The following is a 16,688-nucleotide window of genomic DNA, read 5'->3' on the forward strand; positions in this document are numbered from 1 at the left end:
GTCGTGCCGGAGGCGCGCAGATGACCCATTCGCGAATCGCGCTGTGCTGACTGATTCGCTCGCTCCGCTCGCTCATGTGATCGGGTTGTGGACGGTGACGAGCTTGGTGCCGTCGGGGAAGGTCGCCTCGATCTGCACGGACTCCAGCATCTCGGGCACGCCCTCCATGACGTCCTCGCGCCGCAGGACCTTGCGGCCGGCGTCCATCAGGTCGGCGACGCTGCGGCCGTCGCGGGCGCCTTCCAGGAGGAAGGACGCGATGAGGGCCGTCGCCTCCGGATGGTTGAGGCGAAGGCCACGCTCCTTGCGCTCGCGGGCCACGCCCGCGGCGACGTGGATGAGGAGCCGTTCGGATTCGTGTGGAGTGAGCCGCATGGCGGGACGATAAGTACCCGCCGTTTCCCCTGCGTTACCCGCTGATTTCGTACGCGTATCCGGACGGCGGTGATCCTTCGCTAATGAGTTGTTAACGGCCGGGATTTCGGCGGGAAATACCGCGCGCTCACCTTGACGGCAGACGGATCGGCGCGGGGACCGTAGCGGCAAGGGAGAGGCATTTGCGTAACTCATTATGGCGCACCGGAGCGGCGTTCACGCTCGCGGCCGTGACGCTCGCGGCCTGTGCCGGGCAATCCTCCACGAATGACACGGCCGCCTCGTCCGGCGGCTCTGACACCATCAAAGTGGGCATCCTTCACTCACTCAGCGGCACGATGGCCATCAGCGAGGTCACGGTCAGGGACGCGGAGCTGCTCGCGATCGAGGAGATCAACGCGGCCGGCGGCGTGCTGGGCAAGAAGCTGGAGCCCGTCGTGGAGGACGGCGCCTCCGACTGGCCGACGTTCGCGGAGAAGGCCACCAAGCTCATCGCGCAGGACAAGGTCGCCACCGTCTTCGGCGGCTGGACGTCGGCGAGCCGCAAGGCGATGCTCCCCGTCTTCGAAAAGCGCAAGGCGCTGCTCTGGTACCCGGTCCAGTACGAGGGACTGGAAAGCTCGCCGTACATCTTCTACACGGGCGCGACGACCAACCAGCAGATCGTTCCCGGGCTCGACTATCTGAAGGAGAAGGGCAAGAAGAAGCTGTTCCTCGTGGGCAGCGACTACGTCTTCCCGAGAACCGCGAACAAAATCATCAAGGCGTACGCCGCGGCCAACGGGATGGAGGTCCTCGGCGAGGAGTACACCCCGCTCGGGCACACCGAGTACAGCACGCTCGTCAACAAGATCGTCGAGGCGAAGCCGGACGCGGTCTTCAACACCCTGAACGGCGACAGCAACGTCGCCTTCTTCAAGCAGCTCAAGAGCGCCGGGATCAGCGCCGACCAGATGCCGGTCATGTCGGTGTCCGTGGCCGAGGAGGAGGTCAGGGGCATCGGAGTCGACAATGTCGCCGGACACCTGGTGGCCTGGAACTACTACCAGACGACCGACACCCCGGCCAACGAGAAGTTCGTCGCCGCGTTCAAGGCGAAGTACGGTGCGGACAAGGTGACCTCCGACCCGATGGAGGCCGGATACAACGCGGTCTACCTGTGGGCCGAGGCCGTCAAGAAGGCCGGGACCAGCGAGGTGGAGGCCGTCAAGAAGGCCGCCGGCGGCGTGTCCCTGGACCGCCCCGAGGGCGAGGTCACCATCGACGGCGACAACCAGCACGTCTACAAGACCGCGCGCATCGGGGTCGTCCAGCCGGACGGCCAAATCAAGGAGGTCTGGAACTCCGGCGAACCGATCAAGCCGGATCCCTACCTCAAGACGTACTCCTGGGCCGGCGGCCTGGTCTGACGCCGACATGGAGGGAGTGCTCAACCAGCTGCCGATCGGGCTGTCGATCGGAGCGGTCCTGCTGCTCATCGCGCTCGGCCTGACGTTCACGTTCGGGCAGATGGGCGTGGTCAACATGGCCCACGGCGAGTTCATCATGGCGGGGGCCTACACGGCCTACCTGCTCCAGGGCGTGGGCTTCCTGATCGCCCTCCCGGCCGCGTTCGTGGTCGCCGGGCTCATGGGCCTGGTCCTGGAACGCACGCTGATCCGGCGCTTCTACGGCCGCCCGCTCGACACGCTGCTGCTCACCTGGGGCGTCAGCCTGCTGCTGCAGCAACTGGCCCGGGACCTGTTCGGGGCGCCCAACGTGCAGGTCGCCTCGCCCGCCTGGCTGCGCGGCGGCATCGGGATCCTGCCGTACAACCGGCTGTTCATCATGGCGCTCGCCGCTGCGTCGGTGCTCGCGATCTGGGCGTACATGAACAGGACCGGGCAAGGGCGGCGCATGCGGGCGGTGATGCAGAACAGGAGGCTCGCGGCGACGAGCGGCATCGACACCGGGCGGGTCGACCAGCGGACGTTCTTCATCGGCTCCGGGCTCGCCGGGGTCGCGGGGGTCGCCCTCACGCTGATCGGGCCGGTCGGCCCGACGCTCGGGACCTACTACATCGTGGACGCGTTCCTCGTGGTCGTCGCGGGCGGCCTGGGCCAGCTTCGCGGCGCGGTGCTGGCCGCGGCCGGCCTCGGCCTGCTGAACTCCTACGCCGAGTTCTGGAGCGACGCCAGCCTCGCCAAGGTGGTGGTCTTCATGGCGATCATCGGCTTCCTGCAGGTCCGGCCGCAGGGGCTGTTCTTCGTCCGATCGAGGGCGCTGTCATGACGGCGCCGGAGCGGTCCGTACGCCGATGGCAGGGCCCCGCGGTGTTCACGGCCGTGGCGGTGCTCGCCCTGGTGGCGGCTCCGCTGCTGCTGGAGCCGTTCCGCCTGGGCCTGCTGGCCAAGTATCTCTGCTACGCGATCGTGGCGCTGGGCATCGGCCTCGCCTGGGGACAGGGCGGCATGCTCACGCTCGGGCAGGGGGTGTTCTTCGGCCTCGGCGGCTACGCGATGGGCATGTATCTCAAGCTCAACGACGCCGCCGGGGACCTGCCCGACTTCATGGTCTGGAGCGGGGTGGAGAAGCTGCCGGCGCTGTGGACGCCGTTCGGAAACCCGGTCTTCGCGCTGGCCATGGTCGTTGTGCTGCCGGCCGCGGTCGCGCTGCTCCTCGGCGCGCTGGTGTTCCGCCAGCGCGTACGCGGGGCGTACTTCGCGATCCTCACCCAGGCGCTGGCGGCGGCGCTGGTGATCCTGCTGGTCGGGCAGCAGGGGCTGACCGGCGGCACGAACGGCCTGACCAACTTCTTCGACTTCTTCGGCCGCGACGTGGCGGCCGACGAGACCCAGCGCGGCCTCTACCTGCTCGTCGCGGTCGTGCTCGGGGCGCTCTACCTGGGCGCGAGGCAACTCGTCCGCAGCCGGTTCGGGCGGCTGCTGCTGGCGGTCAGGGACGGCGAGGACCGCGTGCGCTTCCTCGGCTACAACCCGGCCACCGTGAAGACACTGACCTTCGCCGTCTCGGCGGGCATGGCCGGCATCGCGGGGGCGCTGTTCGTGCCGGTGGTCGGCATCATCTCGCCGGCCCTGCTCGGTGTCGTCCCCTCGCTCGAACTCGTCGTCGCGGTCGCGGTCGGCGGCCGGTTCGCGCTGGCCGGCGCGGTGCTCGGCGCGGTCGTCATGGGATACGCGCGGACGTACTTCAGCGAGGAGCTTCCGGACGCCTGGCTCTATCTGCAGGGCGCCCTGTTCGTGCTCGTCATGGCGCTGGCGCCCAAGGGCATCGCGGGCCTGGCCGCCAATCTCGTACGACGAAGGGAGGCGCGGGCGTGACCGAGGCATTGCCGGAGACCGCGTTGCCGGAGACCGCGTTACTGGAGATTCGCGGGCTGGAGGTCGCCTTCGACGGCTTCCGGGCGCTCGACGGCGTGGACCTGACCGTCGGCCGGGGCGAGCTGCGCTTCCTCATCGGGCCGAACGGCGCGGGGAAGACCACTCTCATCGACGTGATCACGGGTCTGACCAGGCCCACCGGGGGCTCGGTGCGGTTCGAGGGGCACGATCTCGTGGGCCGCAGGGAGCACGAGATCGTCCGGCTCGGCGTGGGCCGCACCTTCCAGACCTCGGTGGTCTTCGAGGAGCTCACCGTGCTGGAGAACATCGACCTGGCCGCGTCGTTCCGCCGCCCGCTGTGGTCGCTGCTGCGGCGCAGGCGCGGGGTGTCGGAGGAGGTCACCGCGGCGCTGGAGACGACCGGCCTGGCCGGGCTGGCGGGCAGCAGAGCCGGGGTGCTGTCCCACGGGCAGCGGCAATGGCTGGAGATCGGCATGCTGATCGTCCAGCGGCCCCGGCTGCTGCTGCTCGACGAGCCGGTCGCCGGCATGTCCTCCGGCGAGCGCGAGCGCACCGGCGAGTTGCTCACGGAGGTCGCCCGCGACCACACCGTGGTCGTGGTCGAGCACGACATGGACTTCCTGCGTCGCTACGCCTCCCAGGTCACCGTGCTGCACGAGGGCAGGGTGCTGACGGAGGGCTCGGTCGAGCAGGTGCGGGCCGACCCGCGCGTGCAGGAGATCTACTTGGGACGGGCGCGGGAGGGTGCCGAGGATGCTGTCCGTTGAGGGAGTGGAGTCGGGGTACGGCCGGGCCCGGGTGCTCTTCGGCGTCTCGCTGGAGGTGCCGGCCGGTCGCCTCGTCTGTGTGATGGGCCGCAACGGGGTTGGCAAGACGACCCTGCTCGACACCGTCATGGGCGTGATCCCGGCGACCGGCGGGAGGGTGACGTTCGAGGGCAGGGACGTCACCCGGCTGCGCCCGGACCAGCGCGTACGGCTCGGGATGGGCTACGTGCCGCAGGGACACGACACGTTCCCCCAGCTCAGCGTGGTGGACAACCTCCTGGTCACGCTGGAGGCGTCCGCACACCGGGACCGGGCGGCGCTGGAGGAGGCACTGGAGGTCTTCCCCCGGCTCAAGCCGCTGCTCAAACGGCCGGCGGGCTTCCTGTCCGGCGGCCAGCAGCAGCAGCTCGCGATGGCCCGGGCCCTGGTCACCCGGCCGAAGCTGCTGATCCTGGACGAGCCGACCGAGGGCATCCAGCCGTCGATCATCCTGGAGATCGAGGAGGCCGTCGAACGCCTGCACGCGACCGGCCTCGCGATCCTGCTGGTGGAGCAGTATCTGGACCTCGCGCTGCGGCTGGCCGACGGGTTCGTGATCCTCGACGCCGGGCGGGTCGTCAGGTCCGGCCCGGCACAGGAGCTCCAGGACGAGGAGGTCCACCGGCTGTTGTCCGTCTGACCCCTGTCGCCGGTCGCGGCCCGGCGCCTACCCTGGAAGGGAGGAAGCGATCGCACGTGTGAACGCCTTCGGCCGCGCCGGAGGCTCCGCACCGCCGGATCGGTGGGGGCCGTCCGGACCCGGCACTGCGCACGGCCGACCGCTTCCTCCGTCGTCTCCGCCCCCGCGGAACCGGAGCGGTGAGCGCCTCACCGGCGCCGGAACGGATCCGTCGGCTGAGAGTGCGCACCGGTGCCGGTCAGCCACCCGGCCCCGCCTCGGCCCGGACGCGCCGGACGTGGTCGAGTATCACCCTGACGACCAGCTCCGGCCGGTCCCGGTGGATGTGGTGCCCCGCATGCTCCGCGACGACGTGTTCGGCGTTCGCGGACAGCCGTACCAGGTCGGCCTGGAGCGGAGACCAGACGGAGTAGAAGCGGCGCTGTTCCGCGACCGCCTTTTCATCACTGCCCGGTGGTTCGTCGGGGCCGGCGGAGACGACCGTGAGCGGAATCGCCCCCAGGCTCGGCGCCCGGCGGCGGACCTGCACGGGGTTGACGGTGATCGCGGCCGCCGCCTCACGCAGGTCCGCGCGGCGTTGCCGGTCGCTGAGATCGAAGGCGATCCTGGTGGACAGGAGCGTCGTCGGCAGGCGCCGGGCCTCGGCTTCGCGGCGGGCGCGGTCGCTCCAACCGGCGTCGTAGGCCAGGCGCCGAAGTCCCAGCGGCGTGAGGCGCGAGCGGAGCATTTCCCGGGCGATGGCGGCTCTCGTCCGGTGCAGCAGGCGGATCTGCTCGGGATGGCTGGAATCGACGAGGACGACCGCTGCCACGGCGCCGGGTCTTTCCGCCGCGAACAGCCGGGCGATGTTCCCCCCGGCCGAATGCCCCACCAGCACGTACGGCGGAGCGATCCCCGCCTTGTCCAGCGCGCGCCACAGGTCGCGGGCGGCTCCTCGCGCCGTTCCCGCCAACGGGGACGGGTCGCTCCACCCGAGACCGGCGCGGTCGTACAGGACGACCGACGACTCCACGGCCAGTTCGGGTAACAGCGCCGCCCAGTTCAGACCCGGCTCGCCCAGCCCGGGGACGATGACGACGGCCGGCGAGCCCGTGCCCGCGGTCCACAGGTGGATCCGGCGGCCGCCGACGTCGACCATCCGTCCGGGGGGCGGAAACCGGCGGCGATCACGCCGGGCTCCGTAGGTCTGGTAGACGGCGCTCGCGGTGGCGGCGGCGATTACTCCTGCGACCAGCCCGGCCGACGCCTTGACGATGATCCCCCTGCTGCGGGTCCAGCGGTTCATCACCCTCCACCTGCGCCGGCTCTTCGCTGATTCCCGTAGGAGGGACGAGAGCGGCGATCGCGTCCTGGATCACCTTGACTCCGCTATTCGTACAGCGGATTCCGGCACCGAATCAATGACGGGTGAAAGGGCGGACGCCCGACGCGGTCGTGGCGCGCAGGCGCCGGCCGCCGCCGACCAGGCGGACGGCGGCCGTATCCGTGCTCAGATGTCGAGCTGCCACTGATGCCAGGTGTCGAAGACCTCGAAGCCCATCGCCTCGTTGATCGCCCGCATGTGGGGGTTCGCGACGGAGATCCACGTGATCACACGCTCGGCGGACGGCTCGCACGCACGGAACCAGGTGATGTTGGCGAGCTTGAGCACCAGGCCGAGCCGCCGGCCGCGGTGCGGCGCGAGGACGGTGGTCGAGCTCTGGCGGGCCCATCCCTCCGGCCGCTCGGCGTCCACCACGAGCTGGGTGAACCCCGCCGGCTCTCCGCTGGCCGTGTGCCGGGCGATCATCGTGTACGTCCGCTGGCCCGCCCGCGCGAGCATCTCCTCGCGGGCGCGCACGCGGCCGGCGCTCCACCGCTGGTCCTCCATCGCGAGGTCGCCCAGCGGCTCGTCGTTCATGCCCTCCGTCAGGCCGGCCATGTCACCGAGCAGGTCGTCGGGGGTCGGCCCGGCCCACCGTTCGAGGGAGTAGCACGTGGCGTGCCGTACGGCCCGGGCGCGGAGGAGTTCGAGGCCGGACCAGTCGGCCGTGCGCAGGTCGAGCACCAGCCGGGTCTCCGTGGAGGCGGGGGAGAATCCGCGGGCCTTGGCGAACGCCGTGCCCGGACCGTCCGCGGCGGCCTCGGCGATCAGGACGCGCCTGCCCTCGTCGCGCGCGCGGCCGATCGCGTGGTCGAGCAGCGCGCCGCCGATTCCCTCGCGCCTGCGGTCCGGATGCGTCATCAGCCGGAGCAGGGCGAGGTGGGTGTTGTCGTCCTGCGGGAAGTGAAGGATGTGGCCACCGGCGACCTGGTCAGCGCCGGCGACCTGGTTGCCGGCGACCTGGCTGTCGATGATCTGGCTGCGCTCGCCTTGGCCGCCGCTGGTTCGGCCGCCGTCGCACGCCACCCACGCCTCGCCCCGCTCGCCGCCGGACCCGCTCAGGACGCTCGCCGTGAAGTGCCGCCACGACATCGCCGGACCCGGAAGGTCGCAGGCGCGCGCGATGCCGTACAGACCGGCCAGAGGGGAGCGCCCCGCCGGGCCGTCCGGGTCGTCTTCCCCCGGCTCGGCGTCGTTCTCGACAGGGGCGACGCGCGTTATTTGCATGCCGACAAGAATTCCGCACCACTTGTCAGGAGCGCGACTGATTTTCACATCGTGGAACGGCGGTGGGTGAGGGCTTTTATTGCATGTAGTTCTCTACCTCGTCGACGGGGCGGGGGGCGGCGAAGTCGGGGTCCTCGCCCACGTCGCGCCGGGCGCGGCGCTGGCGCAGCAGATCCCAGCAGCGGTCGAGCTGCTCCTCCAGCGAGGCGATCCTGCCGTGCTCCTCCTGCGAGGTCAGCTCGCCCGCGACGAGCCGTTCCCGCAGGGAGTGCTCCTCGTCCACCAGCTCGTTGATGCGCTTGAGGATGTCGTCGTCCTTCATCTGGCCTCCTTCGCCCTTCGTCACGAGTCACCCTAACCTGGAGCTCCGTCTCGACATGTGATCGGGTGTCTCGGCCGGTCGAAGGCGTCTGCTAGGGTGCTTGACATGCTGCGCGGACTCCTTCTTATCCGCCGCGGCGAGGGCCTGTAAGAGGCCGGCTCCCTCGTCGCGGTGCGAGAGGCATGCGCGTCGGCCGCCCTGGTTTCTTCCAACGGCGCCCCCTTCCCAATGATTCGACGGCAACGTCGTACCCGGGGTTCGCCGTGCGCCCGACGAGGAGCGATACATGAATCAGCAGCAGCCCAGCCCGATGCCCTTCCATCGCTACACGCCGTTCGAGCCCGTACGGCTGACCGACCGCACCTGGCCCGACAAGGTCATCACCGAGGCGCCCCGCTGGTGCGCCGTGGACCTGCGCGACGGCAACCAGGCGCTGATCGACCCGATGGACGCCGACCGCAAGCTGAAGATGTTCGACCTGCTGGTCCGGATGGGTTACAAGGAGATCGAGGTCGGCTTCCCGGCCGCGTCGCAGACCGACTACGACTTCGTCCGCCAGATCATCGAGGAGGAGCGCATCCCCTCCGACGTGGTCATCCAGGTGCTGACGCAGGCCCGGCCCGAGCTGATCGAGCGGACCTTCGAGTCGCTGCGCGGCGCCCGACAGGCGATCGTCCACCTCTACAACTCCACCTCCACTCTCCAGCGCCGGGTCGTGTTCGGCCAGGACAGGGACGGCATCACGGCGATCGCCGTCGAGGGCGCCAAGCTGTGCAAGAAGCTGGCGGCCGAGACGGAGGGCACGGAGATCTACTTCCAGTACTCGCCCGAGTCCTTCACCGGCACCGAGCTGGAGTACGCCGTCGAGGTCTGCAACGCTGTCAACGACGTGTGGCAGCCCACCCCCGACCACAAGGTGATCCTCAACCTGCCGGCGACGGTCGAGATGGCCACCCCCAACGTGTACGCCGACCAGATCGAGTGGATGCACCGCAACCTGGCCTACCGGGACTCGATCGTGCTGTCCCTGCACCCGCACAACGACCGCGGCACCGCCGTCGCCGCCGCCGAGCTGGGCTACATGGCCGGCGCCGACCGCATCGAGGGCTGCCTGTTCGGCAACGGCGAGCGGACCGGCAACGTCTGCCTGGTCACGCTGGGGATGAACCTCTTCTCGCAGGGCATCGACCCGGAGATCGACTTCTCGGACATGGACGAGATCCGGCGCGTGGTCGAGCACTGCAACCAGCTCCCCGTGCACCCCCGCCACCCGTGGGGCGGCGAGCTGGTCTACACGGCCTTCTCCGGCTCCCACCAGGACGCCATCAAGAAGGGCCTGGAGCACCTGGAGCGCGACGCGGCCGCCGCGGGCGTGCCGGTCGACGAGTACACCTGGGCCGTGCCGTATCTGCCGATCGACCCCAAGGACATCGGCCGCACGTACGAGGCCGTGATCCGCGTCAACAGCCAGTCGGGCAAGGGCGGCGTCGCCTACATCATGAAGGCCGACCACCAGCTCGACCTGCCGCGCCGCCTGCAGATCGAGTTCTCCCGCGTCATCCAGGCCCGTACGGACGCCCAAGGCGGAGAGGTCACGGCCGGCGAGATGTGGGAGCGGTTCGCCGACGAGTACCTGCCGAACCCGGCGAGCCCCTGGGGCCGGCTGGGCCTGCTGGCCCACCGGCACACCTCCGCCGTGGACGACAAGGACGCGATCAACGCCGACGTGCGGGTCGACGGCCAGATCCGGGAGATCGAGGGCGTCGGCAACGGCCCCATCTCCGCCTTCTGCGACGCGCTGGAGGGCATCGGCGTGCCCGTGCGGGTCCTCGACTACACCGAGCACGCGATGAGCGCGGGCGCCGACGCCAAGGCCGCGTCGTACGTGGAGTGCGAGGTCGGCGGGCCGGACGGCACGCAGGTCCTGTGGGGCGTCGGCATCGACGCGAACACGACGAGCGCCTCGCTCAAGGCCATCATCTCCGCCGTCAACCGCGCCACCCGCCCCTGACAGCCTCTGAATCTCGCGGTGGTGCCGCAGGACCTGCGGTCTCACTGCCCGTGACCTTGCACAAAAGCGCAAGCGTCCACCCAGACCAGCCCAAAAGGCTGTTGTGAATATGCGGAAGGCGGCACCCGGGAGATCCCCGACTGCCGCCTTTCGCATGTCCACCCCTCGACGGCGACGTGGGCGAGGCCATCCGGGACCGGCGGGGACGGCCACGCCTTCCGCCGACCTCAGGGCGTCAGTGGCCGCCGGTGAGCTGCCCGGCCAAGGTCTTGTGGAGTTCGGCGCTGGGCTTGTTGAGCCCGACGACGGTGACCTTCTTGCCGCGCGCGGCGTACTTGTTCTCCACCGCGTCGAGGGCGGCGACCGAGGAGGCGTCCCAGATGTGCGCGTCGGTCAGGTCGATGACGACGTCGCCGGGATCGCCGCTGTAGTCGAACTGGTAGACCAGGTCGTTGCTGGAGGCGAAGAACAGTTCGCCGGTGACGGCGTAGACGACCTGCTTGCCGTCCGGGTCGAGGCAGGCGGTGACGTTGGCCAGGTGTGCCACCCGCCGTGCGAAGATCACCATCGCGGCGATGCTGCCGACGACGACGCCGATCGCCAGGTTGTGGGTGGCGACGACGACGGCGACCGTCGTCACCATGACGACGGTCTCGCCGTACGGCATGCGCCGCAGCGTGGCCGGGGCGATCGAGTGCCAGTCGAAGGTACCGAACGACACGAGGACCATCACCGCGACGAGAGCGGCCATCGGGATCTTCGAGACCCAGGGACCGAAGGCGATGCAGAGCACCATGAGGAAGACGCCGGCGGCGAAGGTCGACAGCCGGGTGCGGGCGCCGCCGTTCTTCACGTTGATCATCGTCTGACCGATCATCGCGCAGCCGCCCATGCCGCCGAACAGTCCGGTGACGATGTTGGCGATGCCCTGCCCGATGGACTCGCGGGTCTTGCCGGAGCGGGTGTCGGTGATGTCGTCGACCAGCTTGGCGGTCATGAGCGACTCCATCAGGCCGACCAGCGCGAAGGCGAGCGCGTAGGGCGCGATGAGGGTGAGCGTGCCGAGCGTGAAGGGCACGTCGGGCAGACCGGGGACGGGGAGCGAGGACGGCAAGCTGCCCTTGTCTCCGACGGTGGGCACGGCCAGACCGGCGCCCAGGGTGACGGCGGTGAGGATCGCGATGGACACCAGCGGCGCGGGAACCACCCGGGTGATCCTCGGGAACAGGACCATCAGCACCAGGCCGGCGGCGACCAGCGGATAGACCGCCCACGGTACGTCGACCAACTCGGGCACCTGGGCCATGAAGATGAGGACGGCCAGGGCGTTGACGAAGCCGACCATCACGCTGCGCGGCACGAACCGCATCAGCCGGGCCACCCCGAGCGCGCCGAGCACGACCTGGAACAGGCCGCCGAGGATGACGGTGGCGATCAGGTAGCCCAGCCCGTGCTCCCGCGCGAGCGGGGCGACGACCAGGGCGATCGCGCCGGTGGCGGCCGAGATCATCGCCGGGCGGCCGCCGACCACGGCGATCGTGACCGCCATGGTGAACGACGCGAACAGGCCGATACGGGGGTCGACGCCGGCGATGACCGAGAACGAGATCGCCTCGGGGATCAGGGCGAGCGCGACGACCAGGCCGGAGAGCAGCTCGGTGCGCAGGACCCGGGGGGTGAACGCGCGAAGCGCGTCGCGGGGGTCGAGACGGCCGGCGACCACCCAGGGGTGAAGAGACAAGACAGTGCCAATCCAGGACAAAAGGTCAGGTGCACACAGGCGTGCGGCAAGGCAAGGGGGTCGTCGCGCGCTGAGACGGGATCAGACGTGGCGCGCGGCAGGAGTGGCGGCGCCCTGTTGCGACGACGGGTGCCGCGGAGGGCTACCGGGCGCCGTCCAGGCCGGCGTACGGACGGACAAGCTGGACGCGCACGATCGGATCCCCCGGAAGGAGCGTGAGTGAGGAGACCTGGCACTGCCATGAGCCAGGGGACGCGGCCCACGTCGAGGCTGTGAGCACATCCGTCCAACTTACAGTTACGTGAGGTAAGCCTCTTGCGCGCAGGAGGCGTGAGAAAGATCTCACCCTGCGAACCGGCCCTCGACGCCGGCGAACGTCCGGCTGCCGGAGGCCGCCTACTCGGGCAGGCCCAGGAGGCGGGCCAGGCAGGTCATGTTGTGGTCGAACAGCTCGGCGCGGTGGGTGATCGTGTTGTTGAACTGACCGAAGAGCTCGAAGCTGACCATCCCGAACAGGCCCGTCCAGGCGACGATCGCCCGCGTGACCACGTCGTCCGGCACGTCCGGGATCAGTGACCGCACGACCTCGGCGTCCTCCGCCATGATCGCGGGCGGCGGCGGGCAGATCGGGGGAGGGGTGAGCCTGCCGGCTCGGTGGGCCTCGGCGACGATCCGTCCGTACACGGCCGTGTCCCGCACCGCCGCCGCGACGGTGTCCTGCGGGGCGGCGTAGCCCGGCACGGGTGAGCCGTACAGCAGGGCGTACTCGTGCGGATGGGCCAGGGCCCACGTGCGCACGGCCCGGCACACGGCGAGCCAGCGTCCGGCGAAGTCGTCGCGCGCGCAGGCGGCGTCAGCGTGCTCGACGGCCTCCCCGAGGGCGTTGTATCCGTCGATGATCAGCGCTGTCAGCAGGTCGTCGCGACTGGGGAAATAACGGTAGATCGCCGAGGAGACCATCCCCATCTCCCGGGCCACCGCCCGCAGGGACAGGCCCACGGCCCCCTCGGTCGCCAGCTGCCGCCGGGCGATGTCCGTGATCTCCCTGATCAGCTCCGCTCTCACCCGCTCCCGCGCGGTACGGCTCGCGTTCATACGGCCAGGTTATCAGAGCACCTGAGCGATTAGAGAGCAGTGCTCTTGACGAATGCTGCTCCAATGAGAGAGCATCGCTCTCATAACGGAGCGATGAACGCAAGGAGTGCCGATGCTTACCGTGATCAAGGGAACGGCCGCCGCAGCGATGTTCTTCCTGGAGCTGGGTGTGCTGATCTCCCTGGCCTACTGGGGGTTCACCAGGGAGGCGCATCTCCTGGTCAGGATCATGGTGGGGCTCGGCACGCCCGCGGTGTTCGCGACGCTCTGGGGGTTGTTCATGGCGGGCGGCAAGGCGCCGCACCAGTTGCACGGGCTCGCCCGGGCGGCCTTCGAGGTCGTGTGGTTCGGGGCGGGGGCGGCCGCGCTGGCGGCCTCCGGGCTCGTCACCGCGGGCGTCGTGTTCGCGGTGGTGTACGTCGTGGACGCCGTGCTGCGGCTGCTGACGGATCAGGTCTGAAGGAGAGGTCATGGGCAAGCATGTGATCGTCGGGGCGGGACAGGTCGGCGGAGGGCTGGCCGAGTCGCTGGCGGAGCGGGGACACGAGGTGATCCTCGTCACCCGCTCGGGCTCGGGCCCGAAGCGTCCGGGAATCTCACCGGTCGCGGCGGACGCGGGCGACGCGTCCGCGATGCGGCGGCTCGCCGAAGGGGCCGACGCGCTCTACAACTGCGCCAACCCGCGCTACCACCGGTGGCCCGTGGACTGGCCGCCGATCGCGGCCTCGCTGCTGGGCGCCGCCGAGTCGTCCGGGGCCGTCCTGGTCACCCTGGGCAACCTGTACGGGTACGGCCCGGTGGACGGTCCGATGACCGAGGATCTGCCGCTCGCCGCGGCGGGCACCAAGGGCATGGTCAGGGCGCGGATGTGGGAACAGATGCGGGCCGCCCACGAGGCCGGCCGGGTGCGGGTCACCGAAGTGCGCGGCTCGGACTACTACGGGCCGCGGTCGTCCGGCCAGTCGTACGTGGGGCCGCGGCTCCTGGAGCCCCTGCTCGCGGGCAAGCCGGGCACCGTTCTGAGCGACCCCGACATCCCGCACAGCTGGACGTACCTGCCCGATGTGGTGCGGGCGCTGGCGGCGGCCGCGGAGGAGGAGCGCGCGTGGGGCCGGCCCTGGCACGTCCCGACCGCGCCGCCCTTCACGATGCGGCAGTACGCCGAGATGGTGTGCGAGGTCGCGGGCGCCCCGGCACCGCGCCTGCGGCGGCTGCCGGCCTGGGTGCTGAAGGCGGGGGGCCTCGCGTCGCCGTTCCTGCGCGAGCTGGGGGAGACCCGTTATCAGTTCGACCGGCCGTACGTGCTCGATTCGTCCGCCTCCCAGGCGGTCCTCGGGTTCGGGCCGACGCCCGTCGAGGACGGGGCGAAGGAGACGGTGGCGTGGTGGTGGGGGCGCTGACAGGCGCCGGAGTGGCGGCGGTAGTCTCCCCGGCATGAAAGTCGGAATCATCGGCCTGGGAGACATCGCGGAAAAGGCGTACCTGCCGGTGCTGGCGGCGACGCCGGGCGTCGAGCCGCTGCTGTGCACCCGCGACCGGGCGGCCCTGGACCGGCTCGGCGACGCCTACCGCATCGGCGCGCGCTTCACCTCCGTGGACGCCCTCGCCGAGGCCGGGATCGACGCGGCGTTCGTGCACGCGGCCACCAGCGCGCACGTCCCGATCGTGACCACGCTGCTGGAGGCGGGCGTCCACGTCTACGTGGACAAGCCGCTCGCCTACGACGCCGCCGCCTCCGCCGGGCTCGTACGGCTGGCACGCGAGCGGAACAGGTCGCTGATGGTCGGGTTCAACCGCAGGCACGCCCCCGCGTACGCGGCCCTGCGCGGCCTGCCGCGCGACGTGGTCGTGATGCAGAAGAACCGGCGCGGCCTGCCCGCCGACCCGCGGACCGTGATCTTCGACGACTTCATCCACGTGGCCGACACGCTGCGCTTCCTCGCCCCCGGGCCGGTCACCGACACCGCGATCAGGACCAGGGTGCGGGACGGCCTGCTCGAACACGTGGTGCTGACGCTCGGCGGCGACGGGTTCACCGCCGTCGGCGTGATGAGCCGCACCAGCGGCGCGGCCGAGGAGACCTGCGAGGTCATGGGAGGCGGCGGGAAGCGGCGGGTCGTCAACCTCGGCGATGTGGTCGAATTCGGCGGGGACGAAACCCTTGTGAGGCGGGGCGACTGGGTCCCGGCCACCCGGCAGCGCGGCATCGAGCAGACCTGCGGGGAGTTCCTCGCCGCGGTCCGCGAGGGCCGGATCCTCACGGCCGACGACGCCCTGGCGACCCACGAGCTGTGCGAGCGGATCGTGCTGGCCGCCACGGAAACGGCGGAGACCGCCGAGACGGCGGCGACGGCCTGACCGCCTCCCGGAAGCCGCATATTCCCGGGAGGCGGTCGTCATCGCCGTCTCTCTCACAGGGGGGCGTCAGGGGTAGAGGCCCCGCATCCGGTGGGCCTCGGCCACCCGCCCCACCCCGATCGCGTGGGCGGCCTGGCGGAGCGTGAGGTCACGCTCCGCGGCCAGGTCCGCGACCGCCCGGTAGGCGTTCTCCATCAGGTCGCGGAGCTTCACCTCGACCTCCCCGGCGCTCCAGGAGTACGCCTGGGTGTTCTGCACCCACTCCAGGTAGGACACGATCACCCCGCCCGCGTTGGCCAGGATGTCGGGCACCACCGTGACCCCGTTGCCGGCCAGGATCAGGTCGGCCTCGGGCGTGGTGGGCCCGTTGGCGCCCTCCACGACCAGGCGGGCCCGTACGCGCGGCGCGTTGTCCGCCGTGATCACGCCTTCGAGCGCGGCCGGCACCAGCACGTCCACGTCGAGTTCGAGCAGTTCGTCGTGGGAGAGCGGGTCGGCGTCGCGGTAGCCGTGGACCGACCCGGTCTCGGCGGCGTGGGCGCGCAGCGCGGCGACGTCGAGGCCGGAGGGCCGGACGACCGCGCCGCCCGCGTCGGAGACGGCCACGACGCGGCAGCCGGCGTCGGCGAGGTACTGGGCGGCGAGCGCGCCCACCTTGCCGAAGCCCTGCACCGCGACGGCCGTGCCCTCGGGGGAGCGGGCCCCGTCTGTCCGGGCCAGCGCCCGCAGCGCGGCGATCTGCACCCCGCGCGAGGTCGCGCCCGCGCGGCCCAGCGAGCCGCCGAGCGCCGTGGGCTTGCCGGTCACCACGCCGGGCACGGAGTAGCCCGCGTTGGCGCTGTAGGTGTCCATGATCCAGGCCATGGTCTGCTCGTCGGTGCCCACGTCGGGCGCGGGGATGTCCTTCTCCGGGCCGATGAGCGGCAGGATCTCGTTGACGTAGCGCCGGGTGACGCGTTCGAGTTCGCGGGTGGTCAGCGTGGCCGGGTCCACCGCGACGCCGCCCTTGGCCCCGCCGTACGGGATGCCGACGAGGGCGCACTTCCACGTCATCCACATGGCGAGGGCGGTGACCTCGGCGAGATCGGTGGCGGGATGGAAGCGGATGCCGCCCTTGGCCGGCCCGCGCGACAGGTTGTGCTGCACGCGGTGGCCCTGCACCACCTCCAGGCGGCCGTCCTCGCGCCGCACGGGCACGGACACCGTCAGCGAGCGGCGGGGCGTGGCGAGCATGTCGTGCAGGCCGTCGTCGAGGCCGAGGAAGCGGGACGCCTCGGTGAGCTGGAAGCGGGCGGCGGCCAGGGCGCGCTCACCCGGTGAGGGGGCAGGTTGATCGGGGATCGGAGACCGAACCCCCGACGCCGTTGTCGGGAAGTCCGTGACGGTCATTCTGATGTTCTCCTTCGGAA

Annotated in this window: 16 protein-coding genes; 9 read left to right on the forward strand and 7 right to left on the reverse strand. The window is 70.7% G+C overall.

The features are described 5' to 3' along the window. Positions 1 to 72 precede the first annotated feature (72 nt). Complete coding sequence (locus FLX07_RS04705; protein WP_142568208.1) at positions 73 to 375, reverse strand: urease subunit gamma; 303 nt, start codon at positions 373 to 375, stop codon at positions 73 to 75. A gap of 182 nt (positions 376 to 557) precedes the next feature. Between FLX07_RS04705 and urtA the strand changes: the two genes are divergently transcribed. Genes urtA through urtE form a run of 5 tightly spaced genes read left to right on the forward strand, consistent with a single transcriptional unit; the run spans position 558 to position 5,162 of the window. Next, positions 558 to 1,784, forward strand: coding sequence for an urea ABC transporter substrate-binding protein (gene urtA / locus FLX07_RS04710; protein ID WP_142568209.1), 1,227 nt, complete (start codon positions 558 to 560; stop codon positions 1,782 to 1,784). 7 nt (positions 1,785 to 1,791) lie between these two features. After that, positions 1,792 to 2,646 (forward strand): urea ABC transporter permease subunit UrtB, encoded by an 855-nt coding sequence (urtB, locus tag FLX07_RS04715; protein ID WP_142568210.1) that lies wholly within the window; start codon positions 1,792 to 1,794, stop codon positions 2,644 to 2,646. Continuing rightward, a complete protein-coding gene (gene urtC / locus FLX07_RS04720) occupies positions 2,643 to 3,695 on the forward strand; it encodes an urea ABC transporter permease subunit UrtC (protein ID WP_142568211.1) in 1,053 nt (350 codons plus the stop codon). Before urtB ends, urtC begins: the two co-directional genes overlap by 4 nt. After that, positions 3,692 to 4,483: an urea ABC transporter ATP-binding protein UrtD gene (urtD, locus tag FLX07_RS04725; protein WP_167748125.1), complete on the forward strand. Its 792-nt coding sequence runs from the start codon at positions 3,692 to 3,694 to the stop codon at positions 4,481 to 4,483. Before urtC ends, urtD begins: the two co-directional genes overlap by 4 nt. After that, a complete protein-coding gene (urtE, locus tag FLX07_RS04730) occupies positions 4,470 to 5,162 on the forward strand; it encodes an urea ABC transporter ATP-binding subunit UrtE (protein WP_142568212.1) in 693 nt (230 codons plus the stop codon). Before urtD ends, urtE begins: the two co-directional genes overlap by 14 nt. A gap of 238 nt (positions 5,163 to 5,400) precedes the next feature. On the opposite strand, the gene FLX07_RS04735 is transcribed toward urtE, so the two are convergent. The 3 genes from FLX07_RS04735 to FLX07_RS04745 all read right to left on the reverse strand — a co-directional run bounded on the left by FLX07_RS04735 (position 5,401) and on the right by FLX07_RS04745 (position 8,074). Then, positions 5,401 to 6,447 carry an alpha/beta fold hydrolase gene (locus FLX07_RS04735; protein ID WP_142568213.1) on the reverse strand — a complete coding sequence of 349 codons (1,047 nt, stop codon included), beginning with the start codon at positions 6,445 to 6,447 and terminating at the stop codon, positions 5,401 to 5,403. 204 nt (positions 6,448 to 6,651) lie between these two features. Continuing rightward, a complete protein-coding gene (locus FLX07_RS04740) occupies positions 6,652 to 7,752 on the reverse strand; it encodes a GNAT family N-acetyltransferase (RefSeq protein WP_142568214.1) in 1,101 nt (366 codons plus the stop codon). Between the two features lie 76 nt (positions 7,753 to 7,828). After that, complete coding sequence (locus tag FLX07_RS04745; RefSeq protein ID WP_142568215.1) at positions 7,829 to 8,074, reverse strand: DUF2630 family protein; 246 nt, start codon at positions 8,072 to 8,074, stop codon at positions 7,829 to 7,831. A 286-nt stretch (positions 8,075 to 8,360) separates the two neighbouring features. On the opposite strand from FLX07_RS04745, the gene leuA reads away from it, so the two are divergent. Next, the gene (leuA, locus tag FLX07_RS04750) at positions 8,361 to 10,085 is read left to right on the forward strand and encodes a 2-isopropylmalate synthase (RefSeq protein WP_142568216.1); all 1,725 of its coding nucleotides are present in this window, start codon (positions 8,361 to 8,363) and stop codon (positions 10,083 to 10,085) included. Between the two features lie 235 nt (positions 10,086 to 10,320). Here the strand turns inward: leuA and FLX07_RS04755 are convergent, their stop codons facing one another. Together FLX07_RS04755 and FLX07_RS04760 are read right to left on the reverse strand one after the other, a co-directional pair. Then, positions 10,321 to 11,808 (reverse strand): SulP family inorganic anion transporter, encoded by a 1,488-nt coding sequence (locus tag FLX07_RS04755; RefSeq protein ID WP_189104950.1) that lies wholly within the window; start codon positions 11,806 to 11,808, stop codon positions 10,321 to 10,323. 414 nt (positions 11,809 to 12,222) lie between these two features. Then, positions 12,223 to 12,921, reverse strand: coding sequence for a TetR/AcrR family transcriptional regulator (locus FLX07_RS04760; protein WP_142568218.1), 699 nt, complete (start codon positions 12,919 to 12,921; stop codon positions 12,223 to 12,225). 112 nt (positions 12,922 to 13,033) lie between these two features. On the opposite strand from FLX07_RS04760, the gene FLX07_RS04765 reads away from it, so the two are divergent. The 3 genes from FLX07_RS04765 to FLX07_RS04775 are packed head-to-tail and all read left to right on the forward strand — an operon-like array spanning position 13,034 to position 15,279. Further along, complete coding sequence (locus FLX07_RS04765; protein WP_142568219.1) at positions 13,034 to 13,381, forward strand: YrdB family protein; 348 nt, start codon at positions 13,034 to 13,036, stop codon at positions 13,379 to 13,381. Between the two features lie 10 nt (positions 13,382 to 13,391). Then, complete coding sequence (locus tag FLX07_RS04770) at positions 13,392 to 14,321, forward strand: NAD-dependent epimerase/dehydratase family protein (RefSeq protein ID WP_142568220.1); 930 nt, start codon at positions 13,392 to 13,394, stop codon at positions 14,319 to 14,321. Between the two features lie 34 nt (positions 14,322 to 14,355). Next, a complete protein-coding gene (locus FLX07_RS04775) occupies positions 14,356 to 15,279 on the forward strand; it encodes a Gfo/Idh/MocA family protein (protein WP_142568221.1) in 924 nt (307 codons plus the stop codon). A 66-nt stretch (positions 15,280 to 15,345) separates the two neighbouring features. Here the strand turns inward: FLX07_RS04775 and FLX07_RS04780 are convergent, their stop codons facing one another. After that, on the reverse strand, positions 15,346 to 16,668 hold the full coding sequence (locus tag FLX07_RS04780) for a Glu/Leu/Phe/Val family dehydrogenase (RefSeq protein WP_142568222.1): 1,323 nt from the start codon (positions 16,666 to 16,668) through the stop codon (positions 15,346 to 15,348). Positions 16,669 to 16,688 lie beyond the last annotated feature (20 nt).

The organism is Microbispora bryophytorum, assembly GCF_006874465.1.
Classification (GTDB): Bacteria; Actinomycetota; Actinomycetes; order Streptosporangiales; family Streptosporangiaceae; genus Microbispora; species Microbispora bryophytorum.